At 58.1% G+C, this 24,844-nt stretch carries 21 protein-coding genes; 14 read left to right on the plus strand and 7 right to left on the minus strand.

Annotated features, from left to right (window positions below):
* Positions 1-174: 174 nt before the first annotated feature.
* The 13 genes from ABH944_RS43395 to ABH944_RS43455 all read left to right on the plus strand — a co-directional run bounded on the left by ABH944_RS43395 (position 175) and on the right by ABH944_RS43455 (position 15,499).
* Complete coding sequence (locus tag ABH944_RS43395) at positions 175-1,053, plus strand: dihydrodipicolinate synthase family protein (protein ID WP_404615391.1); 879 nt, start codon at positions 175-177, stop codon at positions 1,051-1,053.
* A 55-nt stretch (positions 1,054-1,108) separates the two neighbouring features.
* Complete coding sequence (locus tag ABH944_RS43400) at positions 1,109-2,125, plus strand: 4-hydroxyproline epimerase (protein WP_404615390.1); 1,017 nt, start codon at positions 1,109-1,111, stop codon at positions 2,123-2,125.
* Entirely contained in the window at positions 2,122-3,414 is a 1,293-nt protein-coding gene (locus ABH944_RS43405; protein ID WP_404615388.1) for an NAD(P)/FAD-dependent oxidoreductase, read from the plus strand. The genes ABH944_RS43400 and ABH944_RS43405 overlap by 4 nt, the downstream gene beginning before the upstream one ends.
* Positions 3,415-3,427: 13 nt before the next feature.
* The gene (locus tag ABH944_RS43410; protein ID WP_404615386.1) at positions 3,428-4,909 is read left to right on the plus strand and encodes an aldehyde dehydrogenase family protein; all 1,482 of its coding nucleotides are present in this window, start codon (positions 3,428-3,430) and stop codon (positions 4,907-4,909) included.
* A 12-nt stretch (positions 4,910-4,921) separates the two neighbouring features.
* On the plus strand, positions 4,922-5,953 hold the full coding sequence (locus ABH944_RS43415; RefSeq protein WP_404615384.1) for a proline racemase family protein: 1,032 nt from the start codon (positions 4,922-4,924) through the stop codon (positions 5,951-5,953).
* A gap of 70 nt (positions 5,954-6,023) precedes the next feature.
* Positions 6,024-6,731, plus strand: coding sequence for a GntR family transcriptional regulator (locus tag ABH944_RS43420; protein WP_404615382.1), 708 nt, complete (start codon positions 6,024-6,026; stop codon positions 6,729-6,731).
* 182 nt (positions 6,732-6,913) lie between these two features.
* Positions 6,914-7,582 carry an H-NS family nucleoid-associated regulatory protein gene (locus ABH944_RS43425; protein ID WP_404615380.1) on the plus strand — a complete coding sequence of 223 codons (669 nt, stop codon included), beginning with the start codon at positions 6,914-6,916 and terminating at the stop codon, positions 7,580-7,582.
* Positions 7,583-9,225: 1,643 nt separating this feature from the next.
* On the plus strand, positions 9,226-10,074 hold the full coding sequence (locus ABH944_RS43430; RefSeq protein ID WP_404659718.1) for an ABC transporter permease: 849 nt from the start codon (positions 9,226-9,228) through the stop codon (positions 10,072-10,074).
* Between the two features lie 4 nt (positions 10,075-10,078).
* Positions 10,079-10,876 (plus strand): ABC transporter permease, encoded by a 798-nt coding sequence (locus ABH944_RS43435; protein WP_404615377.1) that lies wholly within the window; start codon positions 10,079-10,081, stop codon positions 10,874-10,876.
* Positions 10,877-10,894: 18 nt separating this feature from the next.
* A complete protein-coding gene (locus ABH944_RS43440; RefSeq protein WP_404615375.1) occupies positions 10,895-12,019 on the plus strand; it encodes an ABC transporter ATP-binding protein in 1,125 nt (374 codons plus the stop codon).
* A gap of 82 nt (positions 12,020-12,101) precedes the next feature.
* Positions 12,102-13,193 carry an ABC transporter substrate-binding protein gene (locus ABH944_RS43445; RefSeq protein WP_404615373.1) on the plus strand — a complete coding sequence of 364 codons (1,092 nt, stop codon included), beginning with the start codon at positions 12,102-12,104 and terminating at the stop codon, positions 13,191-13,193.
* Between the two features lie 69 nt (positions 13,194-13,262).
* Positions 13,263-14,153: a phosphorylase family protein gene (locus ABH944_RS43450; RefSeq protein WP_404615372.1), complete on the plus strand. Its 891-nt coding sequence runs from the start codon at positions 13,263-13,265 to the stop codon at positions 14,151-14,153.
* Positions 14,154-14,374: 221 nt separating this feature from the next.
* A complete protein-coding gene (locus ABH944_RS43455; RefSeq protein ID WP_404615370.1) occupies positions 14,375-15,499 on the plus strand; it encodes a porin in 1,125 nt (374 codons plus the stop codon).
* Positions 15,500-15,583: 84 nt separating this feature from the next.
* Here ABH944_RS43455 and ABH944_RS43460 read toward each other — a convergent pair whose 3' ends face one another.
* The 7 genes from ABH944_RS43460 to ABH944_RS43490 all read right to left on the minus strand — a co-directional run bounded on the left by ABH944_RS43460 (position 15,584) and on the right by ABH944_RS43490 (position 23,510).
* Positions 15,584-16,519 (minus strand): SMP-30/gluconolactonase/LRE family protein, encoded by a 936-nt coding sequence (locus tag ABH944_RS43460; RefSeq protein ID WP_404615368.1) that lies wholly within the window; start codon positions 16,517-16,519, stop codon positions 15,584-15,586.
* Between the two features lie 9 nt (positions 16,520-16,528).
* On the minus strand, positions 16,529-17,497 hold the full coding sequence (locus ABH944_RS43465; protein WP_404615366.1) for an ABC transporter permease: 969 nt from the start codon (positions 17,495-17,497) through the stop codon (positions 16,529-16,531).
* Positions 17,494-18,426, minus strand: coding sequence for an ABC transporter permease (locus tag ABH944_RS43470; protein ID WP_097271573.1), 933 nt, complete (start codon positions 18,424-18,426; stop codon positions 17,494-17,496). Before ABH944_RS43470 ends, ABH944_RS43465 begins: the two co-directional genes overlap by 4 nt.
* Positions 18,423-19,892 (minus strand): sugar ABC transporter ATP-binding protein, encoded by a 1,470-nt coding sequence (locus tag ABH944_RS43475; RefSeq protein WP_404615364.1) that lies wholly within the window; start codon positions 19,890-19,892, stop codon positions 18,423-18,425. Before ABH944_RS43475 ends, ABH944_RS43470 begins: the two co-directional genes overlap by 4 nt.
* A gap of 66 nt (positions 19,893-19,958) precedes the next feature.
* Positions 19,959-20,996 (minus strand): substrate-binding domain-containing protein, encoded by a 1,038-nt coding sequence (locus ABH944_RS43480; protein ID WP_404615393.1) that lies wholly within the window; start codon positions 20,994-20,996, stop codon positions 19,959-19,961.
* Between the two features lie 151 nt (positions 20,997-21,147).
* Positions 21,148-21,906, minus strand: a complete 759-nt coding sequence (locus tag ABH944_RS43485; protein ID WP_404615362.1) for an SDR family oxidoreductase — start codon at positions 21,904-21,906, stop codon at positions 21,148-21,150.
* Positions 21,907-22,115: 209 nt separating this feature from the next.
* Positions 22,116-23,510, minus strand: a complete 1,395-nt coding sequence (locus ABH944_RS43490; protein ID WP_404615360.1) for an MFS transporter — start codon at positions 23,508-23,510, stop codon at positions 22,116-22,118.
* Positions 23,511-23,683: 173 nt separating this feature from the next.
* Here ABH944_RS43490 and ABH944_RS43495 point away from each other — a divergent pair, with 173 nt between their 5' ends.
* Positions 23,684-24,631, plus strand: coding sequence for a 2-hydroxyacid dehydrogenase (locus ABH944_RS43495; RefSeq protein ID WP_404615358.1), 948 nt, complete (start codon positions 23,684-23,686; stop codon positions 24,629-24,631).
* Positions 24,632-24,844 lie beyond the last annotated feature (213 nt).

Genomic DNA, 24,844 nt, shown 5'->3' on the forward strand with positions numbered 1-24,844 from the left:
AACTCAAGAGCGCTCAAAAACGGCCCTCGATCATTGCGGCGTGCTGGATGCAGGCTACGCTCTGGTGACGTCATAAATTATGGAAGTCTCAATAATGTCTATCAACGTCTCTTCTATCGACGTCTCTTAGTGCCTATTAACCCAATCAGTCCATCGTAAAGCTGGAGAAAATTCATGCAATTAAACGGTATCTTGCCCGCTCTTGTCACTCCGTTCGCCGCGTCGGGCGCAGTGGACCACGACACGCTCGCGTCCATTCTCGAATATCAGCTGAAAGCGGGCGTCAGCGGCTTTGTTCCCCTTGGCTCCACGGGCGAGTACTACGCGCTGACAAATGAAGAGCGTCGCGCAGTGCTGAAGACCGTACGCGAGGTTGTTGGAACCCAGGGTCTTCTCATCGCCGGAGCGAATGGTTCGTGCACACGCGAGGTGATCGAACAGGTCAGGCAGGCGCGTGATGCGGGCTACACCACCGTGCTGATTGCACCGCCGTACTACGCGCTGCCGTCGCAGGAAGAACTCATTGGCCACTACGAAGCAATCCTGGCTGCAGTACCAGATGTCGATGTGATTCTCTACAACTATCCGGTCCGGACCAACGTGGAAGTCGGCTACGGTGTGCTCGACTCGTTCAAGGACAATTCGCGCGTTATCGGTGTCAAGGAAAGCAGCGGAAACCTGCTGCGTGCGATCGAAATTGGTGGCAAGTACAAGGACCACTATCAACTCTCATGCGGCTCCGATGACCAGGCGCTCGACTTCTTCCTGTGGGGCGCGAGCAGCTGGATTTGCGGGCCGGCAAACTGCTTCGCCACGCAGGTCGTCGACTTCTACAACAAGTTTTCCACGGGTGATCTCAAGGGTGCGCAAGACGTCATGCGCTCGCTGTTCCCGGTCATGGCCAGCATGGAATCCGGCAAGTTCATCCAGAAGGTGAAGTACGGCTGCGAACTCGCCGGCTTTAAAGCAGGCAACGCACGCATGCCGCTGCAACCGCTGACAGACGCGGAAAAGGCGGAATTCCGCGCGGTCTTCGAAGCCTCGCAAGCCTGACGTGTTCAGCGCCGGCACCCTCGCGTGCCGGCGCAACCACAACGAGACGAGAAACATGACGCGACACAGTTTCAAGTGCATCGAAGGCCATACCGAGGGCATGCCAGTACGGATGGTGATTGACGGGGCTCCCGCGCTGCCCGGCGCAACAATGAACGACCGTAGAAGGTATTTCATCGAACACTACGACTGGATACGCCGCTCGCTGATGCTCGAGCCTCGTGGCCACTCGCATATGTCTGGAACCCTTCTGTATCCGCCGCTCAGCGCGAACGCGGACTTCAGTCTCGTGTTCATCGAAACATCCGGTTGCCTCCCTATGTGCGGGCACGCGTCGATCGGCTCGATTTCGTTTGCGCTTGAAGCTGGTCTTGTCGCTCCAAAGCAACCGGGAACAGTAGTCGTCGACGTTCCTGCAGGGCAGCTCACCGCTCGCTACGAAAAGAGCGGTGACCGGGTAACGTCTGTCCGCTTCACGAATGTTCCCAGTTTCCTGCTGCATCGTGACGTCGAGATTGTGCTGCCGCAACTCGGCAGACTGTCGGTTGACATTGCCTATGGCGGAAACTTCTACCCGATCGTGGAAGTTCAGGCCAACTACCCGGGGTGCGAGCACTTTGCACCGGAACAATTATTGGAGTGGGGCCGCGAAATGCAAGCCCTGGTCAATGACGCGCTCGACGTTGTTCACCCGGACAATCCGGAGATACACGGCGTCAAACATTGCATGTGGACGGGACGCCCGACGGCCGAAGACGCGGACGCGCGCGCGGTCGTGATTGCCGGCAATAGCCTCATTGACCGTTCACCCTGCGGTACGGGAAGCTCCGCGCGCGTCGCCCAACGCTTTGCGCGAGGGTTGTTGAAAGAGGGGCAAGTGTTCAGGCATCAGAGTCTTATTGGTAGCCGTTTTATTGGACGGGTTGAATCAACGACTAAACTGGCAAGTGGCATCGACGCCGTGTTGCCCAGCATTGAGGGGCGCGCGTGGATAACCGGACGCGCGGACCACTATGTCGATGAGTCGCAACCCTATGCACACGGTTTTACTCTGCAGGAGTTCGTCAATTGAACGCTGTTCCTAGAGAACATGCCGCCGAAGCGCATTCTCCCTCTTCACGGGAGGAGGCCGTTGTTATTGGTGGGGGTATTGTAGGTGTGTGTTGTGCGCTCTATCTCCAACGCGACGGATACGTGGTCACGCTGATCGACCCCGCCGCGCCGGGCGATAGCACCGCGAAATGGAGTTGCGGCCAGATGGCTGTCAGTGAAATCATTCCGCTGTCGAAGCCCGGTATTCTGATGAAAGTACCGGGATGGCTCATCGATCAGAAAGGCCCGCTGGCGCTGCGGCCCGGCGCATTGCCAGGAATCTTGCCGTGGTTCGTCCGGTTTGTCGCATCCGCCAGGCACTCAAGAATTGTCGATATCGCGCAGTCAATGGCGACGCTCACGCGCGACGTCTACACAGACTATGCGCCCTTGCTCGATGCGTGCGAAAACAAGGCGTTGATACGCGAATGCCCGATCCTCGAAGTGTTCGACAGCCCATCCGGCATCGAGCATGAGCGGCCATATCTCGAGCTTCGCGAATCCCTCGGGTTCAAGTCTCAGCGCCTCAATGCAGCCGAAATCAGCGACTTGGAACCAGCGTTGGCCGGACGCTTCGCAAATGGCTTGCTGTTCCCGGACTGGCGCTCGGTCAGTGACACTGAAGGGTTTATTGCCGCGCTGGACCGAAGCTTTATAGCGCAGGGCGGCCGTCGCGTTCGCACGGAGGCTACCCGTATTGATGAATCGTCCGGCCGTGCGACAGGCGTAACGCTCGCCAATGGTGAGCGTATTCCCGCCAGCCACGTCGTCGTGGCCGCAGGCACAGGTTCGCGCCGCTTCTTCAAAACGCTTGGCGTAAGCATTCCGCTGGAAGGCATCGCCGGCTATCAGGTGCTTCTGCATGACCCCGGTGTCGAGATGCGGCATTCTGTTATCTACTCGGATGGCGGGTTCTGCTTCAGTCCGATGACGCGCGGCCTGCAGATTGGCGGGACAATTGAATTCGCCGGCCGTGATGCCAAGCCGAACTTCAAGCGCGCCGGCATCATCCTTGAAAAGGCGAGACGAGTCCTGCCCGGGCTTCGCACCGGCAATCTGGAATACGGCGTGGGTTATCGGCCATTCCTGCCTGATACGAAACCGGTCATCGACCGCTCGCAGCGATTGCAGAACGTTTTCATGGCGTTCGGTCATGGGCAGCTTGGGCTCACGCTTGGCGCCACGACCGGTCGCCTTATTGGCGACATGGTCGCAGGCCGCACGACCAAACAGAACCTGACACCCTTTAGCGCCTACCGCTTCGGATGATAGAGAGGAACTCATGAAATCGTACGACCAGCTTTTCATCAACGGCCACTGGGTAGTGCCTGTCAAAGGCGGAACCTTTACGAGCATCGACCCAAGCAACGAGTCGGTTCTTGCGAGCGTCGCTGCCGCGACCGCTGAAGACATTGACCTGGCCGTCAAAGCGGCGCGGCATGCATTCGATGACGGCCCGTGGCCGCGGATGAGCGGTGCTGAGCGCGGCGTGGTTTTGCGCAGGATCGCGACGGGCATCCGTGACCGCCTGCCCGAGCTCGCGGAGATTGAGGTACGTGACAACGGTAAGCCACTGCCAGAAGCACTCTGGGACCTGGAAGACGCGGCCGGCTGCTTCGAGTATTACGCGGGCCTTGCGGAACAACTGGATGAGAACGTTGAGAAACCGGTCGCACTGCCGGATGACCGTTTCAGCTCGGTGGCAAGAAAAGAACCGGTGGGCGTAGCAGGTGCAATCATCCCCTGGAATTTCCCGATGCTGATGGCGGCCTGGAAGGTCGCGCCTGCGTTAGCCGCCGGATGTACCATGGTGCTGAAACCCTCAGAGTTCACACCGCTGACGGCTCTCGAGCTTTCGGATATCGCCCTCAAGGCCGACCTGCCGCCCGGGGTATTGAATGTGGTGACCGGCCTGGGCAAGGATGCGGGTGCGCCGCTGAGCGAGCACCCGGGCATCGACAAGCTCGCCTTCACGGGCAGTGTTCCGACCGGCAGCCGCATCATGCAGGCAGCGGCTCGCGACATCAAGAATGTCAGTCTTGAACTGGGCGGCAAGTCGCCGTTCATCGTGTTCGACGATAGCGACGTCGAGGCTGCAGTTGAATGGATCATGTTCGGCATCTTCTGGAACCAGGGTGAAGTCTGTTCCGCAACATCGCGGGTCCTCGTGCAACGGGGCCTTTATGAACGACTGCTCGAGCGGCTGGAGCAGGAGACGCGCAAAATCACCATAGGAAATGGCCTTGAGCAAGGCGTGCTGCTTGGTCCCCTTGTCAGCCGTAGCCAGTACGACAAAGTTCTCGATGCCGTTGCAAAAGGCAAGGCAGAAGGGGCGCGACTGGTCACGGGTGGAAACCGCCCGGCGAACCTGGACAAAGGTTATTTCATGGAGCCCGTCGTGTTCGCTGACGTGCCCGAAGATAGCTGGATCTGGCGGGAGGAAATTTTCGGTCCGGTCGTGTGCGTCCGTCCCTTCGACGACGAGGCTGACGCGGTGCGCTCGGCAAACGACTCGCGCTTCGGTCTTGCGGCCGCGGTCATGTCGCGCGACATTGAACGGTGCGAACGGGTAGCGCGCGTTTTGCGAGCCGGCATTGTGTGGATCAACTGCTCGCAACCCACCTTCACCGAGGCGCCGTGGGGTGGTTACAAGCAAAGCGGCATTGGACGCGAACTCGGCGAATGGGGCTTGAATAATTATCTCGAGACCAAGCAGATTACTCGCTACAACAGCGACAAGCCGTGGGGCTGGTACATCAAATAAGGCAGGTCAATCATGCGCTGGAAGAAGACGCTGCAGCTGGTCGATGTGCATTGCGAAGGTGAAATCGGCAAGGTCATTACCGGGGGTGTGATCGATATCCCCGGCAGGACCATGCTCGACAAGATGAACTACATCAACGAGGTCGACGACAGCCTTCGGCGGCTGGTCGTCCTTGAGCCTCGGGGCTGCCTGCAAATGTCGGTCAACCTGCTCTTGCCACCCACACGCCCCGAAGCCCACGCCGGTTTCATCGTGTTGCAGGCAGACAAGGCGCACCCGATGTCCGGCAGTAACGCCATCTGCGTGGTCACTGCGCTTCTCGAGCTCGGAATGGTGCCCATGCAGGAGCCGGAGACCACGGTCGTGCTGGACACCCCGGCGGGACTCGTGACGGCCCGTGCCGCCTGCAAGGACGGGCGCTGTATCGGCGTCTCCCTGGATATGGTCCCGGCGTTTGTTGAGCGCCTCGACTTCGAGGTCGAAACAACAGAGTTCGGCAGGATCAGAGCGGACATCGCTTTCGGGGGCGTCTACTACGCGCTTGTCGACGTGAACCAGATCGGGCTCAATATCGCGCCGGAAAATGCACGGCAACTGGCCGAATCCGGCGTCAAGCTCAAGGATGCAATCAATCGGCAGATTCAGGTTCAGCATCCGTTGTACGAACAGATTAATGACGTGGCGTATGTCATGTTCCGCAATCGCGTCAGCGACGAGCTCTACCAGACCTGCACGACCTTGCCTCCCGGCCGCGTTGACCGGTCTCCGTGCGGGACAGGCAGTTCGGCAAATCTTGCAACCCTGGCCGCCCGGGGTCGTGTCAATACGGGCAGTCGCCTTACCTCGCGCTCTATCATTGGAGGAGAGTTCGAAGTGGAGTTGCTGGGGTGGAGCGAAGTGGCCGGCAAGGCCGCGGTCCTGCCGCGTATTCAGGGGCGCGCGTGGGTCTACGGAATCCAGCAGCTTGGAGTGGACCCGGACGATCCGCTGGCCGCCGGCTTCATGTTGAGCGACACGTGGGGGTCGGGTTTCCCGAGCGTTTGATGGCGAGTCCGCAATGGTAAACTTGAATGCACGTCCGTCTTTTCGGGCCCACGATGAAGGCGGTGAAACAATGAGCAAAAATGCGGTTGAGACGGAAACAGGCGGCCGTCGGCATGGCGGGCGATATATCTACGAGGAACTGCGCAAGCAGATACTCACGCTCAAGCTCAAGCCGGGTGTCCAACTTGACGAGGTCTCGTTGGCAGCGCAATTCGGACTGTCGCGCTCACCCGTGCGGGATGCGCTTGCGCGACTCATCAGCGAAGGACTGGTCACCATTCTGCCCAACCGGACCACGCTGGTCACGCCATTCGAAATAGAGGAGTTTCCGAAATATATTTCGGCTCTCGATCTGATTCAGCGGGCAGTCAGCCGGCTGGCTGCCACGCAGCACACGGCGTCGGATTTGGCCCGCATTCGCAAGGCCGACGAAGTCTACATGGAGGCCATCGCCAGTGGCGACTTCCAGGCAATGTCCGAGACGAACAAGGCGCTGCACATGGCAATCGCCCATGCAGCGAATAACCCGTATTTCCTGGGGTATTACGAGCGGCTTCTCGGAGAAGGGCAACGCCTGCTCCACCTTCACTTCGACTTTACGGTGAGTTCACCTACCGCAACAAAGCTTGGGCGCGATCACGACGACTTGATTGACGCGATTGCGAGGCGAGACGCTAACGCCGCCGAGAAAGCCGCGCATGAGCACACCATGCTTTTCCAGAAACGATTCCTCGACTACATGAAACAGAATCTGACGGAGTCCATGGCAATTCTGTAGATTCCGCAATAAAGCATGCAGCCGCGCCAGCTTCTTTCGCGGCTGCCCCACGCAAATCGCGAAAGATTCCCACGGGTCACCGTGGCTATCAACTACTCGTTTGCATCGCGAATACCTTACAGTACTTTCGCTCTCTCGAAGCGCATGGCATAGTGCGGGCACATCCATTCAAGGAGGTCGCCATGCCGACACTCGAACAAATCCGGGCGAACATGAAGAAACTGCAGGCCCAAGCCGATGCATTGATTGCAAAGAAGGCGCAGGCAGCGGTCGACGAAATTCGAAAAATCATGCTGGCGCACGGTTTGACTACTGAAGACATCGAGGCTAAAGCAAAGGCAAGGCGAGAAGCAAAAGTGGCAAACGGGAGTGCTCCCACGGTCAAGGCAAAGGCTGCCAATAGTCTGAAGGGCATGACACCACCCAAATATCAACACCCTAAGACTGGCGCGACCTGGACTGGCCACGGTCGCGCGCCGGCCTGGATTGCCGATTCCAAAAACCGCGATAAATTCTTGATTGACAGCGCTGGTGCAAACACTGTGAGCAAGGCGAAGACCGCGGTCAAGAAGGCCTCGGCTGTTACAGGTGGAGTGGGTCACAAGGGACAGCGCACGGGTCCGCAGCCGGCCAAATACCTGGACCCCAAGACGGGGGCACAGTGGAGCGGACGCGGTCCGGCGCCTGCATGGCTGGCCACGGCAAAAGACCGAACGAAGTTTTTGATTGCAGGCGCGGCAGCAGTCGCCACTGAGAAAACTGCGGCGCGCAAGGCGAAGTCTTCGGCTGTGAGCGGTGCTGTTGCAAAGAAAGCTGCACACAAGAAGGGGGTGGCGAAGAAGGCCGCTTAGGTCGCTGAATCGGCAACCTGAGCACTACGTATCATCAAGTTATCCGGTGAGCTGGCGAGCCACCAGCACGCTGGATAATCGAGCGTCTACTACTGCACCGGCATCATCTGCGGCGCAACCGATTCAGGAAATTCTTTGCGGGCAGTGTGAGCGACATGGTCCGCCCATGCCCAGCACCCTCAGGAACAGGGTCCACCCATCCTCCTCCATCGGCGTTGGCTTACGGCCCTCAACTCGCCAACCACGCGGTCTCAATGGCAGCGTAGCTCGAACCTGACAGCCTCCACTTAAAACCGGACCGACTCACTCCATTACTGGTGCGGCGGATGTCTTCGGCTCGAAAAGAAACTTTCACGTTTTCTTAGCCGACGACGGACCGCTATGGCGCTTGACCACTCGCTAACCCTCGGTTCTAGCGTTGCATATTTGAAACGGCATGTTTTGAATTAAGACATAGCAAATCAAAATTTTCGACGATAGCATTAGCCATCGTTGTATTTGGCATTGGCAGAGTTGACGTAAAAAATGCATCGGCTAAACGTCCTTTCAAAAGCATTAGCTGCATGCCGACTCATATTGGGCAGAACAAGAACGCCAATAGCGACCGGAAGCCATAAGCTCCAGGGAGCACGACGATACCTACCCCCAACCTCCGGTTCGTCGCATTCGGGCGTTGACTGCTTTTATCTTCGCCACCGAGCACCTACGCAGTATTGCGTCAAACAATCGTAAGGCACTGCGCGCAGCCATTTCGTGGCAGCGCTGCGGCATGGCTATCCCGTGCAACGCTCACCATGCGGCGCCAGAAACCAGATCGCGGGTTCTTGCTCCACGGACCGGTTTGGCGCCCGGAACGGGTCGGCCGCAGATGCTGGTTTGGGTTGCCCAACTGGAGAAGTCATTGTCGAAAGAACCAAAGCAAGGCGCTGTGCTCGTCATGGGAAGCATCAATACCGATCTGGTCGCACGCTCCCTCTATTTGCCTCGCCCCGGGGAGACTATCGAAGGACACAGCCGGCATCCGAGCGTATGCACTACTCCTACCGGCGTAGTTGGAGCATGTGTGCAAGAGCTGGTGACTTATTGATCACTCTTGGTGCAGGTCGTTTCCCCGGCGGACACCTCGTCCGCGATTCGCCCGGGTAAACCGTCAAGACTTCTCCCTGGCCACAATCAGGAATTCATTACATTCAGCCCAATTCCTGAATTATCGGCATCCTAATTATTTGCATTTTTTTAACTTGTACTTGCGACGACATATTTGAGTGTGTACGCTACAACTTGAATTGAGACCGAGCGCACAAGCATTGGCAGCAATCGCAAGTGAGAACGGCCGCCCTGGGCCGGGTATGCCAAGGCAGCACGCAAATAGGCAGGCCCGGTCTCACGCGACGCTTGATCGCATGGCAACTCCTGTGGCACGCCGGAGTCACCCGTTCCGCCTTGGCAAGGAGACGGTAAATAAAGAAACAGTGTCGGATAGCAAGCCGTCTCGTAGAGGACCGCAAGCCCCTCACCAAAGACGATGTTCGACATCAAGCGGGACTCGGGCTATGCAGTTGCGCAGCCTCACCATCATGGCGTACGAGAATTGATGACCATTTTCAAGCGAATGAAAACCAGAGAATTTTTCACACGAGATCATGGATATGGTCAATAGATTGCGGCGAGTCTTCCCTTCGCTACCGTGGCTTGCCCCCGCACTGATCATTTTGTTGATCGTGTATCTCCTGCCCCTCGCGAAGGTTCTCACCATCAGCGTCATGGAGCCGGTAGTGGGTTTTGGCAACTATGAAAAACTCCTTCTTGATGCGGGAATGCGGCACATTTTCTGGACCACATTCCGTATCAGCGGCATCACAACCGTGGTTTCGGTCGCGCTCGGTTATGTTGTCGCCCTCGCAATGGTCAACGCACCGCGACGCCAATTCCAGCTGATGCTGGTCTGCGTGCTGATCCCCTTCTGGATCTCGGTCCTGGTCCGCGCCTTTGCCTGGATCGTGCTGCTGCGCTCCGGCGGCGTGATCAATTCCGCCCTGCTCTCGCTCGGCATTATCAAAGAGCCGCTCGACCTCCTCTACAACGACTTTGGCGTGGTCGTCGGCATGGTGCATTACATGGTGCCGCTGGCCGTACTGACTATCTACGGGCAGATGTCCGGTATCGATACACGCCTGGCCATGGCTGCCCGCGGTCTCGGCGCACGACCCCTCTATGCATTCGCCCGCATCTTTTTGCCGCTGTGCGTGCCGGGCATCTCAGCCGCGGCGATCCTGATCTTCATTACGGCGCTCGGCTTCTACATTGTTCCGGCCATGCTTGGTGGCGGCAAGACACTGATGCTGGCCGAGTACGTCAGCTTGATGATCAATGCCACCGTCGATTGGGGAATGGGCACGGCCATGGCCTCGACACTGGCCGTTCTCGTACTCATGCTGATGTTCCTGTTGTCGCGGATCGTGAATCTGCGCCGCGTATTTGGAGGTGCCTGAGGCCATGAAAACGACTTCGCGTCGAGGCATCCTGCTGGCGGCCGGCTGGGTGGTCATCTTCTTTCTTCTTGCGCCGTCCCTGATCGTTTTTCCAATCTCGCTCACCGATACCAGCTATCTCGGGCTACCCGAACACGGCTTGTCGCTGCAACATTGGCACACGGTAGTCACTAACCGGGTCTGGCGCGGCGGCTTCATGCAAAGCCTGGTCATCGCACTCTCGGCCAGCGCTGTCGCGACAGCCGCCGGTACGCTCTGCGCTATCGGATGCTGGCGGCTTTCATCGCGCTTCGGCGAATTCGTGCGCGTACTCATGCTCGCGCCGCTGATCGTTCCGCAGATCGTCTACGCCCTCGGCCTCTATCGCTTCTATGCCTCGCTCCACCTGCTGGACACTTATGCGGGCGTGATCGCCGCCCATGCCGCCATCGGCCTTCCGTTTGTCGTGCTGACAGTCAGTGCCGCGCTGGTGAATTTCGATGTCCGCCTGGAGCGGGCGGCTCGCAACCTGGGCGCGACCCCCATGCAATCGCTGCGACGGGTGCTTATTCCCAACATCAAGGCGGGCATTATTTCGGGCGCCGTCTTCGCCTTCATCGCATCCTGGGACGAGCTGATCATCGTGTTGTTCATTGCCAGCCGCAAGATCCGCACCCTGCCGCGAGCGATCTGGTCCGGCGTCAACGAAAGCCTTGATCCGGCGATCGCTGCTGTCGCGGTCATCCTGATCATTGTCACGGTGCTGGTGCTGTCCATCTCGTTGCTCTCGGGCCGTCGCCAGACTGCGCGAAACCCTAACTGATTACCCGTCAAGACAGTCATGACTACTAGCCCCGCTACATTCAGTTTCCGGGCCGTCACCAAGCGCTATGGCGCGGTGAAGGCGGTCGACAACGTCTCGCTTGACGTCAATGGCGGAACGTTCTTCAGTCTGCTTGGCCCTTCGGGATCCGGCAAAACGACCTTGCTCATGATGGCGGCCGGCTTCGAGGTGCCAAGCACGGGCGACGTCACTTATGGCACGCGAGAGCTCACGCGTGTACCGCCCGAAAAGCGGAACTTCGGCATGGTGTTCCAGGGCTATGCGCTTTTTCCGAACCTGACGGTAGCCGAAAACGTCTGCTTCCCGCTGGCGGTGCGCAACGTGGGCCGCGCGGAGCGCGAACAGCGTGTGCTTGCCGCGCTCGACCTCGTGCGCCTGTCCGGCTTCGGCGACCGTTTTCCGAAACAACTCTCCGGCGGCCAGCAGCAGCGCGTGGCCCTCGCTCGTGCGCTGATCTTCGAGCCCGACATCCTGCTGCTCGATGAGCCGCTTAGCGCGCTCGACAAGAAGCTCAGGATCGGCTTGCAAATCGAATTGAGGGAGCTGCAGCGCCGCATTGGCAAAACCTTCATCTGCGTCACGCATGACCAGGAAGAGGCTTTGTCCATGTCAGATGAGATAGCGATCGTACGCAACGGGAAAATCGTGCAACGTGGCGCCCCCGAGCAGCTTTTCGAACGCCCTGCCACGCATTTCGTCGCCGATTTCCTTGGCGAAAGCAACTTCCTGGAAGGCAAGGTTGTTCATGCCGACGGCGCAGGATTGGTTCGATATGAAGCGCAAGGAACTGCATGCGTGCAGCAATCCGACGTCAAGGTCGAGCCTGGTGAACCGATTCTCCTGTCACTTCGCCCCTCCAAGATTTCACTGACTTCAGCGTGCCCGGCTGCCGGAGGCAATCTGACCTCCGGGATGCTGGCGGGATGGAGCTATCGGGGAACGGAAGTGCACTACGAGGTGAACACTCCCCTTGGCCGCCTCTCGGTCAACGCGCCGACCTGGCAGTCGGACTTTGCTCCTGTGAGCGGGCAGAAGGTCTGGTTGAGCTGGTCGCCGGACGCGGCGACGATCGTCAAGGATGACCGTGGCGACGCGAAGGCCAAATCAGGGAAGCCCGCCTGAACTCCGGGCCGCTACTAGCGGCAGTGGCAGTGGTACAGCAAGACCCTCCCAAAGTCGGATCACCTGGAACAGGAGCATGTCGATGTCGAAGAAAAATCACGAGATGGATCAAAGCGCTTTGGACCTGGATACATCTGCCGGTCTCAACAGGCGCTCTTTCCTGAAGATGCTCGCCGCGGCCAGCGCTGCCGGCGCCATTCCGCAGTTGGCATTCGCAGCGGACGATGAATTCGTCCTCGCGAACTGGGGTGGAACGGCGGAAAAGGCGGTCATGGAAGCCTTCGCCGATCCTCTCAAGAAAAAAACCGGCTTGTCACTGGTCGTCGATGGCAGCGGCGCAATGGCAGGCAAGGTGCGCGCGATGGAAGAGGCGAAGAACGTCAACTGGGACGTGATGGATATCGATCTTGGGAACATGGCGCAACTCGGCACCGCCGGCTTCGCCGAGGAAATTGACTATTCGATCGTCGACAAGTCGAAAGTGCTACCGGGCCTCGCCACGCGTTGGGGTGTAGGCAACTATCTCTTCTCCTATGTCTTTGCAGTCAACGAGAAGAAAGTCAAAGGTCCCGTGCCGAAGACATGGGCTGACTTCTGGAACGTCAAGGACTTTCCGGGTAAGCGCGCCCTCCCCGGCATTTCAGCGGGAACACTGGAAGCGGCGCTTCTCGCTGACGGCGTCGAGCCCGCGAAACTCTATCCGCTTGACGTTGACCGCGCGATCGCCAAGATCAAACAACTCACGCCCCACTGTGTATTCTGGAAAACGGGAGCCCAGAGTGAAGATCTGCTTCGCCAAGGTGAAGTGCTCGCCAGCCTGATGTGGAGCAACCGCGCCGTCGTCGTACGCCGCGACGTTCCGGGCATCACCTGGACCTGGGACAACGCCATTCTTTGTTCATCGAGTTGGGGTGTGCCGAAGGGCAATCCGGCGGGCAAGGCGGCAGCTATGAAATTTATCAACCTGTCTCTGGATCCCGACAGCCAGGCCAAGGTGTTCGCGATCGTGGGCATGAGCCCGTCGAATCCGGCAGCCTCCGCGTTGATTCCGGCGACGGAGCGACAGTACAACGCAACGGCGTTTGCAGACAAGCAGGTGCAGCAAAACGAGGCGTGGTACGCAGAACATGGTGCGGCAGCCGAAGCGAAATACGTCAAGGCGATTGCCTCCTGAGTCCCAGACCGGATCGAGACGATCCGGTAACCGCGCTTATTTAGATATCCTCTATAGAGAGAGTGTGAAATGACTACCCGCTCCATACCTCGCACCGACTTTGCTATTGTCTGCGGTAGCGCCAATTGGGGTCTGCGTTTTCCCGAAGACCTCGATGAACCCGGCGTCACGGTCGTTGAACGAGATCTCGAATTTGACACGCCCTGGGGGCCAAGCGCTGAGTGGAAGGTGCTGGAGATTGACGGCTCCAGGACCTCTGACGGCAAGACGCGCACTGTGCTGACCGTGTTCTCTCACGGATGGCCATTGAATGGTATCGACCATGCGGCCCACCGACGTGTCTTCTGGCTGCTTCAGGAGGCCGGTGTCCGCAAGGTCATAGCCTGTTCGACAGCCGGTTCGCTCAACCGTGCCGTCTTTGCAGGCGATTTTGTCATTGCGAGCGACATGCTTGAGTTGACCCAGACCCAGCACTCGCTGCTACCCAGCCGCTATGCCTACGACTGCTCCGGCAAGCAGCTTGTCTGCCCTGCCTGCGCTGCGATCATGGAGGCAACGGCCAAGTCGCTATGGTCAACCGATGCTCGCGTGTTTGGTCCTCGCTCACGCCTGGTAGCGGCGCACGCCTGGGGTCCAAGGCTGACATCGCCTGCGGAAGTGACGGCATATCGCTCGCTTGGCGCTGATTTCATCAATCACAGTCTCGCGCCCGAAGCCACGCTCGCCCGTGAGATCGGCGCGTGCTTCGTCAACTGTGCTTTTATCACCGCTGCATTCGAAAACTACTTCTCTCCGCCTGAGCACAAACTGCTCGGCGTGGAGGAAGGCGCGCTGCGCAATATGAAACTCGCCGCATCGCGAATCGCGCTCAGGGCCATTGCCGCATTCGATGCAGACGCTGGCTGCGTCTGTTCAAACTTGCGGTCACCCATGCCTGAAGACTACGCGGGTCGACGTTAGATCCAGCCTCATTGCCTGATTGGCTGGCCTGGATATTCAAAGAGCCGCGTTACTGACCAAGGCGGCTCGGCCTGGCTTGACCAATGAACTTCATCGTCTTTCATCGAATCCGTGCAGACGGAATCGTGGATAGCCGTTTAATCCCTGCAGTTTCCGGCGTAGCAAGTTGGTTTGATCACTTCCCCACCGCGTTTTCAAATAAAATTAAGGGTTCCTAAATTATGAAGAAATTCCTGCCGTTAGTAGTCGGTCCGCTTTTTTGCACATGTGCGATGGCGCAGTCGTCAGTCACGTTATACGGGATCATTGACGCCGGCCTGACTTATGTCAGTAACACGGGGGGACAGCACTCCTACCTCTTCGACGACGGTATCTCGTACGGAAACCGGGTCGGCTTTTCCGGCACCGAAGATCTGGGTGGCGGCAACAGGGCTGTGTTCAAACTGGAAAACGGCTTTCGCCTGGGCAATGGCCAGTTGAATCAGGGCGGTGCGATGTTTGGCCGCCAGGCGTACGTAGGTCTCGGCAATAATTGGGGAACGCTTACGCTCGGTAACCAGTATGACTTCGCGTTCGCCTATACGTCCGCCTTCAACATCAGTGGGTACGGCACCGGCTACGGCGTCCACCTGGGAGACGCTGACCGCCAGGGCGGCGACCGTTTGAAAAACTCGGTCAAATTCGAAAGCACCAATTTCCATGGCCTGGTGGTTGCCGGCCTGTACTCGTTCAGCAATACGGCAGGTAATTTCCGCGACGGCAGTGCCTGGGGCCTGGGGTCAACCTACACAATGGGCAGCTTTTCCGCCGGCGGCAACTACACGCGGCTTAATTCACCTAGTGGCCTTGCAGGCCTTGATCCTTATGCACAGTTCGGCATAACCACCATGCTGGGCCAAACGGTCGCGACCGTTAACTCCGCTACGGGCGCGGTAACCGATCTGCATTCGAGCACACCATTCCAGGTCGACTCGCAATCCATTCTCGGCCTGGGTGCTTCTTACGCCTTTAACAAACTGACGGTTAGCGGCGATTTCAGCAGTACGACCTTCAAGGGTTACGGCGAATCATCAACGCTGCGTGTCTACGAAACCGGCTTGCAATACCACGCGACACCTGCACTGTCGTTAATCAGCGGCTACCAGTACACCACCTTCGAAGGTCATCACTGGCATGAGGTGGCGCTTGCAACGCACTATTCGCTGTCGAAAACCACGGACGTTTATGCCGGACTGGATTGGATGCGCGCGTCGGAGGGTGTCGACGCCGTGATCGGCTATGCGTTCACGCCTTCGTCGGGGCGCACTCAGATGGATGCGCGCATTGGCATGCGGCACAATTTCTAGACCGCGGGCGAAAGCGCCCGTGCAGCGCCCTCTCCCGCAACCTCTTCGGTCAACGTATTTCCGGCTTGCCACCGGAAATATCATTCAGGGGCGCTGTATGCCTTGAGCGTTCACGCTTATACGGTACAGGGACGTGGATGCGACGATAAACATCTCATCGCGATTCTCACCCCCGAACGTCAGGTTCGCCACGGTTTCCGGTACATGGATAAGCGCAAGCCGGGTGCCATCGGGATGAAATACCTGGATTCCGATGGCGCTGCTACTGAAGACCCAGCCTCGGGTGTCCAGCCGAAACCCGTCGGATAGCCCCTCACCCTCGGCAATAGTGGCGAAAATCCGCGGGTTGCTCAAGGACCGGCCGTCTATGACATCGAATACGCGGATATTGTGAAAGCCCTTGTCACCGTACGGGACCATTGACGTATCCGACACGTAAAGCAGTGACTCGTCCGGCGAAAATGCCAGGCCATTCGGGCAAATAAGAAGGTCCGTCATCACATCCAGTGTCTTGTTATGCGGGTCGAAACGAAACACATGACAACCGCGCATTTCCTGAGCAGCCTGGTGCCCCTCGTGGTCGGACAGAATGCCGTACGGCGGATCGCTAAACCAGATTGTCCCGTCGCTCTTGACGACCACGTCGTTGGGCGAATTCAGCCGCCGGCCATGATAGTTGTCGACCACGATTTCATCCACGGGCTGACTGAGACCCGGACCGAATCGAGTACGAATAACTGCGCGCTGACCGTGCGAGCAATGCAGCAGGCTGCCGTCTGCTTCGCGATAGTGACCATTGGTATATTCGATCTGATCGCGCCAGACACTCACGCCCTCTTCGGGCTGCCAGCGCATCATGCGGTTATTCGGAATGTCGCTCCATAGCACGGACCCGTCTTCGTGCATCCAGATGGCGCCCTCGCTCCATATACAGCCGGTCGCAAGCTTCTCCAGCTTCGCGCCGCTGCCCAGGAGATCGCGGGCACGTTCGTCATAGACTTCCATAAGTGAATTGGTCATTCTGTTTTCCTAACGAGTTTGACGTCTTTCAGTCAACGCCGCGACCATTACAATAATGACGCCCGTCAACAACGTGCGCAAACCTGCGCTTGCGCCAGCGGTGTTCAGCAAGGCAACCAGCAGGAACATGAACAACGCCCCGCCCCAGATGCCACCTAAAGACGCCCGGCCGCCCGCGACCGACGTCCCTCCTATGACCACGACCGCAACAGTCAATAACAAGTATTCGTTGCCCTGATCCAGCGAATTTCCACCGGAGTAAGAGGCTATCAGACAACCGGTCAAACCCGCTAACGCGTCGCTGATCGCATACGTCAGCAAGACATGGAAATCCGTTTTCACGCCGGCCAGCCGCGCTGCGTTTCGATTCTGGCCAATCGCACACAGCGCCCGTCCATAGATGGTGCGCGTGAGCAATAGCCAGACCAGCAGCGTCACCGCCATGGCGAAAATTGAAAATACCGGGACATAGTCGATGCGCGCCACCAGCATCCTGGCCAATAGGGCGGGCGGTGCCGTACGCATGCCACGTCCGTATGCAATGGCGCAGGACAGGACGATCAATGCGCTAGCCATGGTTGCAATGATCGGCGGAATCTTCAGGAGGCGGATCAGCAGAAAATTGACGATTCCCACCGCCATTCCCGACGCGAGTGCTACCAGGATACCCAGGGCAATCAAACCGTTGGAACTTTGCATTGCTCCCATAGACAGCGCACCCGAGAGCGCTATCACCGAAGGGATGGAGAGATCTATGTTACCGGGTCCGCTCGTAATAACGAGCATCTGCCCCAGCGAAACCAGTACGGTGAAGGTCGAGAAGCTCAGTGCCGTCGTCAATAGAGGGCCCAGGCTGGGTCCCCCCCTGCCTGCGTTAAACAAGGTTGTCGCAATGAGAACGACAGCTGTTGCCACCCAGGCGCTCAGCCAGTAGCTATTGCGTAACCCATTCCACGGAGAAACACGCGTGTCGCTCATGCTGGTTTTCCTGAATAGCCGATGGCGGTCCGCAAGCTGAGCGCCACGATAAGAATGATCCCTTGCATCGCCACTTGCCAGTCGGAAGATACCTGGTAGAAGTTCAGGAACGAGGTCGCCAGCGTCATGGTCAGGGCACCAAACACGCTGCCTAATGCATAGACTTTTCCACCCACGAATTCACCGCCGCCCAGGATGACGCTTGCAATGGAAATCAAGGTATAGCTGGTTGCCTGATTAGCGTCGGCGGAAGTCGTCTGTCCCAACAGAAGTAATCCGGAGACGATTCCAAACACTCCCGCCAAAGCGTAAACCGCCGCATGAATGCCCAGGCTCGACCGGCCGCTTCGTTCAATCACTTTAGGGTTGCCGCCAAAACCGCGGACAACGGTACCGAAGACTGTGATATTGAAAATGAAATAGCCGATCAATGCGGCGAGGATGGCGAACAGCACCGGCAGCGGCACGAACGGCGGTTGCCATGCCATCAGGTCAACCAGGTATTGAGGCGCCTGCCCGCCCGGGCTCGGAACGAGCAGAAGCGCGAATCCCAGCCAGACAAAAGACAAACCCAGCGTCACGACGATCGACGACAACCGGCGCACATGGATCAGGACACCGCAAAATACGTACACGCCAATTGCCAGAACGTATAACAAGGCCGCCAGCCAAGGCGAGTTCGGCAATATGATCGCGCCAATCGCCGCGCACATTGAAATAAACGGTCCAATGGACAGATCCAGATCGCCCACCGACACCATCATCATCTGGGCCAAGGTCGCAAAAACAATGGGAACAGATGCTCCCAGCAGGAGCGTCAAGCCCAGATACGACAGCGCCAGCGATTGATTCCTGTAGATCAACCCCAACAGGATGGCGAAGGTGATGGCGGACAGCAGGCGGGTTATATGCGCGCGAAAATGTCTCATGCCAACTCCTTGAAGGACAAGCGAAACAGCTCGCCTTCACTCAGATCGGCATTCGCAATTTCCCCGACAATTTCCCCCTCATTCATCACATAGATGCGGTCGCAGTGATACAGCTCCTCGAATTCCGTGGTGTACCAAAGGAACGTTCGCCCCTCGTCAGCTTGCGATCGAACAATGCCGTACACCTCGTATTTCGTGCCGACATCCACGCCGCGGGTGGGATCGTCCATAAGTATCATGGGTGCATCGGCGCCCAAGGCGCGTGCGAACAATACCTTCTGCTGGTTACCGCCTGAAAGTGATGAAATAGGCAGGTTCATGTCGGGAGTTTTCACCCTCAGTTTTTCCATCCATTGCCCGATCAGACGATCTTCCTGAGCAAAGGAAATCATCCCCGCTCGCCCGCATTTACCAAGCCACGACAAGCTCATGTTCTTGGCAATCGACCATAGCCCGAACACCCCGTCGCTCTGCCTGTCTCCGGCGACAAAAGCAGTTTCAGTGTGCAGTTCGTTGCCATGCCGATCCTCGCGCTCCTTGTGCAGCGCATGAATCAATTTGAGCAAGCGGGTTTGACCGTGCCCTGCGAGTCCCGCCAGCCCGATAATTTCGCCTCGGAACGCCTTGAGCGGCAAACCCTCCGCTAACAAACGCGCCTGCACCTGCAACTCGCCAGCTTGATGAACGCGGGTCGCCGCTTGTTCATCACGGTTCGTGTGTCCCTGGCCCATCGCCTCGACCACTTGCTTCGCACTAGTTTGCGCGATGTCACTTTCATAGATGACCGCACCCTCGCGCATCACGACGACGCGGTCGCTGTAGTTCATGACCTCGTGCATTTTGTGCGAGATCAATATGCAAATGCCGCCGCCACTTACAAAGTCGCGAAGATAGGTAAGTAGTTGCTTGGCCGATTGTTCGTCCAGTGAGGAAGTGGGTTCATCGAGGATGACCAGCTTGAGCGGATGATCGCCTGGCGTGAATGCCATCGCAATTTCGACCATCTGACGTTTGGTAATCGGCAGAGACTCGATAATCTGGTTGGCCCCCAGGCCGTGACGCGGGAAGATCTTGTCCAGCGCGCGGATCACCTGCGCGCCGGCTTGTTTGCGCCACCCCAACGCGTTGCCCGCCGACGTTCGCAGACGCATGTTTTCCGCGAGACTGAGATTCGGGCACAGCGACAGCTCCTGGAAGACGCAGCGTATGCCGTGCCTGATCGCTTCGTGGGTATTCCAGTGATGCTCCACCTTCTTCCCATCCACATACAGCGTGCCCTTGTCGTTCTTGAAGACACCGGAAAGAATATTCATCAGCGTTGATTTGCCGGCGCCGTTGTGTCCGACAATACCGACGCATTCCCCCGGATAGAACGCCAGGGTTGCGTCGTTCAACGCCCTCACCGCACCAAAGGTCTTACCGATTCTCTCGGTTTGAACGAATGCTGCATCCACCGTGGATGTCATAAAAACCTCATCACCGTCAATAAGTTCATGCGCGATGCAAAACCTTCCGGGGAGGGTGTGCATGCATTAGTTGGCGGCGTGGGTTTTTACGTAGTCGGTGACTTCCTGCTGGCTGAAAGAGCGGTCAAATACGCCCCCCTTCGGAGTGCTTGCCATTGATTGAACCAAGTCCTTCTGGGTAATGACGGCAATCGGCAGATTGATTTCCTTCGGCAGCTTCGCGCCGGCCAGCACCTGCTGCGCGTACCAGAATGCAAACGTCGCGACGCCCGGTACGATCGAAGCTGATTGGGTCTCGTAGCCGTTTTTATCGTGCTCGTTTTTCCACAATTCCAGCTCGTCATAGCGATTGCCCATAAAAACCACGGGCAGTTTACGGCCGGCATCAATAAACGCGCGCGCCGTTCCCGCGCCGTCTCCACCCTGGGTGGTCACGGCGACGACATCGGACAAGGTTGGCAAGAGTCCGGCGACAGCCTTCTGCGCGACCGTTTGCGTATAGTCGCCGTTGACCGATCCGACCACCTTGAAGTCGGGATATTGCTTGAGACCTTCTTCCACGCCGGCATGTATCTGGTTATCCACCACGAAACCCGCCAGGCCCCGGACTTCAAGTACGTTGCCTTTTAAATTGCGTTCATGAAAGTAATCGATCTGCATCTTTCCCATGCGCTTGAAATCGATACTGATCTTGTACGCGCAGGGCTCTGTCACCGTGCCGTCGAACGACACCACCACAATGCCCGCACTACAGGCCTGCTTGATTGCACCATTCACCGCCGTGGGCGAAGCTGCGTCTACAACAATAGCGTTGTAGCCTTGCAGGATCATGTTCTGGATTTGCTGGGATTGTTCAGTCGCCTGATTCTGAACTGTAGTGAAACTAGGCGCTGCCGCGACGACCTTGTTGGCAACCGCCTGTTTGGTGACCTTGTCCCAGTCCTGCAGCATCTGCTGTCGCCACGAATTGCTCGCAAACGAATTCGAAAAAGCGATTTTCATATTGGTCGTCGGCTTCTCCTGAGCATGAGCGCCTATCGTTCCAAGCAGGATCACGCCCAGGCACCCTAAAGTCCGCACGCAGCTTGCCACATTTCTTTTCATGCTTCGTCTCCAAAATGTTGTGGGCCAGCGCCGGTCTGCAGGATGGCCGTATATGCAATCGCTAGTCAATATTGCTGTCTATCAGGCAGCTTTCGAAACAACGCGTTGAGATCCGCAGAGCCCGTCGACGCGCCAAGGTATCCTGTTGCCGTCAGCCTCGGCCGACGTAAGGCATATGACTGGCCATGACCGTCATGAACAGGACGTTGGCCTCCAGCGACAAGCTGTCCATGTACAGGATTGCCTTGACTACGTTATCCATTGACATGCGCGGTTCCACCTTGATCGAACCGTCGGCCTGCAGTGTCCCCTTCGCCATCAGCTCGCTCATGTCAGTCACGACATTGCCGATATCTATCTGGCCACAGGCAATGTTGTAAGGCCGGCCGTCCAGCGAAGACGCCTTGGTCAAGCCTGTTATTGCGTGTTTGGTCGCTGTGTAGGGCGCAGCCTTCGGGCGCGGTGCATGCGCCGATATGGAGCCGTTATTGATAATCCGGCCGCCCCGCGGCTGCTGTTTTTTCATCAGCCGGAATGCGCCTTGCGTGCAAAGGAAGGCGCCGGTCAGGTTAACGTTGACAGCCTGAACCCACTGTTCATAGCTGATGTCTTCCAGCGAATTTTGCGGCGTGAACGTACCGGCGTTATTGAACAACAGATCCAGGCGGCCGAACTTTTCTTCAAGCTGACTGAACAGCCGATTGATGGAATCGAGATCGGCAACGTCGCAGGGGATTGCGTGAGCATTGCCCGCATGCGCGCCCGCCATATTCGCCGTCTCAGTCAACGCGCGTTCGTTTCGTCCCGCCAGCACGACGGCGTAGCCTTCATTTAGCAAGCCTAATGCAACACCACGCCCGATTCCTGAGCCTGCGCCCGTGATCAAGGCAATTTTCCCTTTCATCGTCACCCTCCCTGTTCACCGTTATTGAAAGATACGGGTTGTCGAGCGCTGCGAGACGGTCCGTCAACTAGCCGGCTCAATGGTCGGTGGTTACCGGTAACTACCAAAATGACTCTAACATGCGAAGATAGCCTGCACAAGGCAGCCCAATTGGTGATAACCCGAATCCGCTCACGTCAGGCACGTATTCGCCGAAGCCGGCGCCGGGCTGATTTCTAACCCACCGCATCGTTTAGTTCGGTCAAGTCCCGCTGCCGCGTTTCGGTGGACAGGGACACGCCGATCAACGTGATCACTGACAGCGTCGCCATATAAATTCCCATCACCCAGAACGCGCCGCCTGACAGCCCGACCAGGTATATCCCCAGCAACGGTGCAATACCGCCTGACAGCACCGCACCCAACTCACGTGCCAGTGCGACGCCGGAGTACCGGTAGCGATTGCCGAAGAGTTCGGAGAAGTGAGCGCATTGCGCACCCAGCATGCTGTTTGCTCCAAGCGCCAGGCCGCCGAACATGGCCACATCCACCCACAGCGCGTCGCCCGTGTTCACCATCCACCACGAAGGCACGGACCAGAGCAGCATGAAGATCGCGCCGCCCCGGTACACCGCGATACGCCCGATGCGGTCCGACAACGCACCGAACAGCGGCGTTGTGATAACACTCGCCATGCTGGCGATCAACGCGCCCGTCGTCCCTATCGACGTCAGCCCGGAGGCTCGAACACCCAGTTTCGCGGCAACGGTGCCGCCAAGGAATGCGATGACAACCGTGGTGTAGATCGTCGATCCGCCTTGTTCGGCGAATCGCATCAAGGTCGCGGCAAGCACGGGACGGCGCGCGTGGGTAATGACGGTTTTCATCGGCGATTTGATCACTGCATGCGCGCCCTCGAGGCTGATGAAAGCGGGACTTTCGCGCAAGCGGAGCCGGATCCAGACTGCCACGCCGATGAGCAAGACGCTTGAAAGAAACGGAATGCGCCATGCCCATGCAAGGATGGCCTGTTCGCCCAGCACATGCTGCATGACGCTGAAGGTGGCCGTGGCGAGTCCTAATCCGCCAAAGATGCCCACGAACGGCAATGCCGCGAAGAAACCGCGTTGCTGCACAGGGGCGACCTCCGCCATCAGCGTTGATGCCCCCGCTTGCTCCGCGCCGGCTCCGAAGCCTTGCAGTAGTCGCAGCAGTACGAGTGCTACCGCGCCCACTGTGCCGCTGGGTAAAAAGCCGACCAATGTTGTGGAGGTGCCCATGATGGCTATGGTGACGAGCAGGACAAACTTACGTCCCTTCCGGTCGCCGATAGACCCAAAGAACAGGCCGCCGAACGGCCTTGCGAGAAAGCCCGCACCATAGGTGCCGAAGCTCGCCATCAACCCGGCTTTCGTGCCGAGCGCGGGAAAGAAAATATGGCTGAACACGAGCGCAGACGCGAGTCCGAAGATCGCGAAATCGTAGTACTCGAGCGCGCTGCCAACGGCGCCGGTCAATATCGCGCGCCTCAACTGCTGCGGCGATACGGGCGCTCTCTTAGCCGCCCCTGACGGTGGAAGCTGTGCAGCGGCGCTTGCCTGCGCGGGCACAGTGGGGTGCTGCAAATCCATTTGCGTCTCCTTTGCAAATCGATGCCGTTTGATTGAACTCCGGCTATTTCTTTATTAATGGGTTGCCCACCTGACTATCCCGCGACCCTGAAGTCATCATCTGCTGGACATGGGTTTCGTCGTGTTGTATGGTTACCGGTAACTATTAATCAAATCTAACATGAGGAGATAGCGTGCACAAGACGGATTTACTGGTAGTCGTGCGTTACCCCGAAGCGGACATGGCCGAACTCGAACGGCATTACACGCTACACGTCCTGTCCGATACGACCGATCATGCTGCATTGCTGGCGAACGTGGAGCCGCTCATCCGTGCAGTGGCAACCAATGGAGAAGCCGGTGCCGGCGCTGAGTTGATCGACGCGTTGCCGCAACTTGAAATCATCGTGTCCTATGGTGTCGGGGTCGATGCGATCGATCTCGCGCACGCCGCGAAGCGCGGCATCCGCGTCACGAACACGCCGGATGTGCTGACGGGTGACGTCGCGGATATGGGGATGGGTCTGATGCTCGCGATTGCTCGCCATATCCCGGGGAATGATCGCGTGGTTCGTGACGGTCAATGGGGAAAAGCGACGCTGCCACTGGCAACACGAATGTTCGGCAAGCGGCTCGGCATACTCGGTCTCGGCCGTGTAGGCCGCGCGCTTGCCAGGCGAGCAGCCGCATTCGATATGTCCATTGCCTATCACGATCGCGTCCATTTCAACGATACCGGCTACACCTACCGTGAAAACGCGGTGGCGCTCGCGCGTGATTCGGATTTCCTGGTGATCTGCGCGGCGGCCGACCGGGAAAGTCATGCATCGGTGAGCCGTGAGGTGCTGGATGCGCTTGGAGCCGACGGCATTCTGGTGAACATTGCGAGGGGCAGCATTGTCGACGAGCCGGTGCTGCTCGACTATCTCACCACGCGCCGCATCCGTGGCGCTGCGCTCGATGTCTTCTGGAACGAGCCGTCGATCGATCCGGGCTTCGCTGAACTCGACAATGTAGTTCTGCAGCCGCATCGGTCGAGCGCGACCGTTGAAACCCGCGCGGCGATGGGGCAACTGGTTCGCGAAAATCTTCGGGCATTTTTTGAAGATGAGCCGCTTGTTACCGAATACCCCACGCATTGAGCTGCTCATGGAGCGCCGGCATCGCACCTCTCAATACAAAATCAATGGATAACCAAGCATGACGAATCAATCTGACTCCCCGAATTCTCACGACGAAACCGCAATGCCCCGTCTGCGTAGCCGCCGCTGGTTCGACGACCCCTCCGACCCCGGCATGACCGCGCTGTATCTTGAGCGCTACATGAACTACGGCATCACGCGCGAAGAGTTGCA

Origin of the sequence: Caballeronia udeis (genome assembly GCF_044909315.1) — a bacterium.
Lineage (GTDB): Bacteria > Pseudomonadota > Gammaproteobacteria > Burkholderiales > Burkholderiaceae > Caballeronia > Caballeronia udeis_A.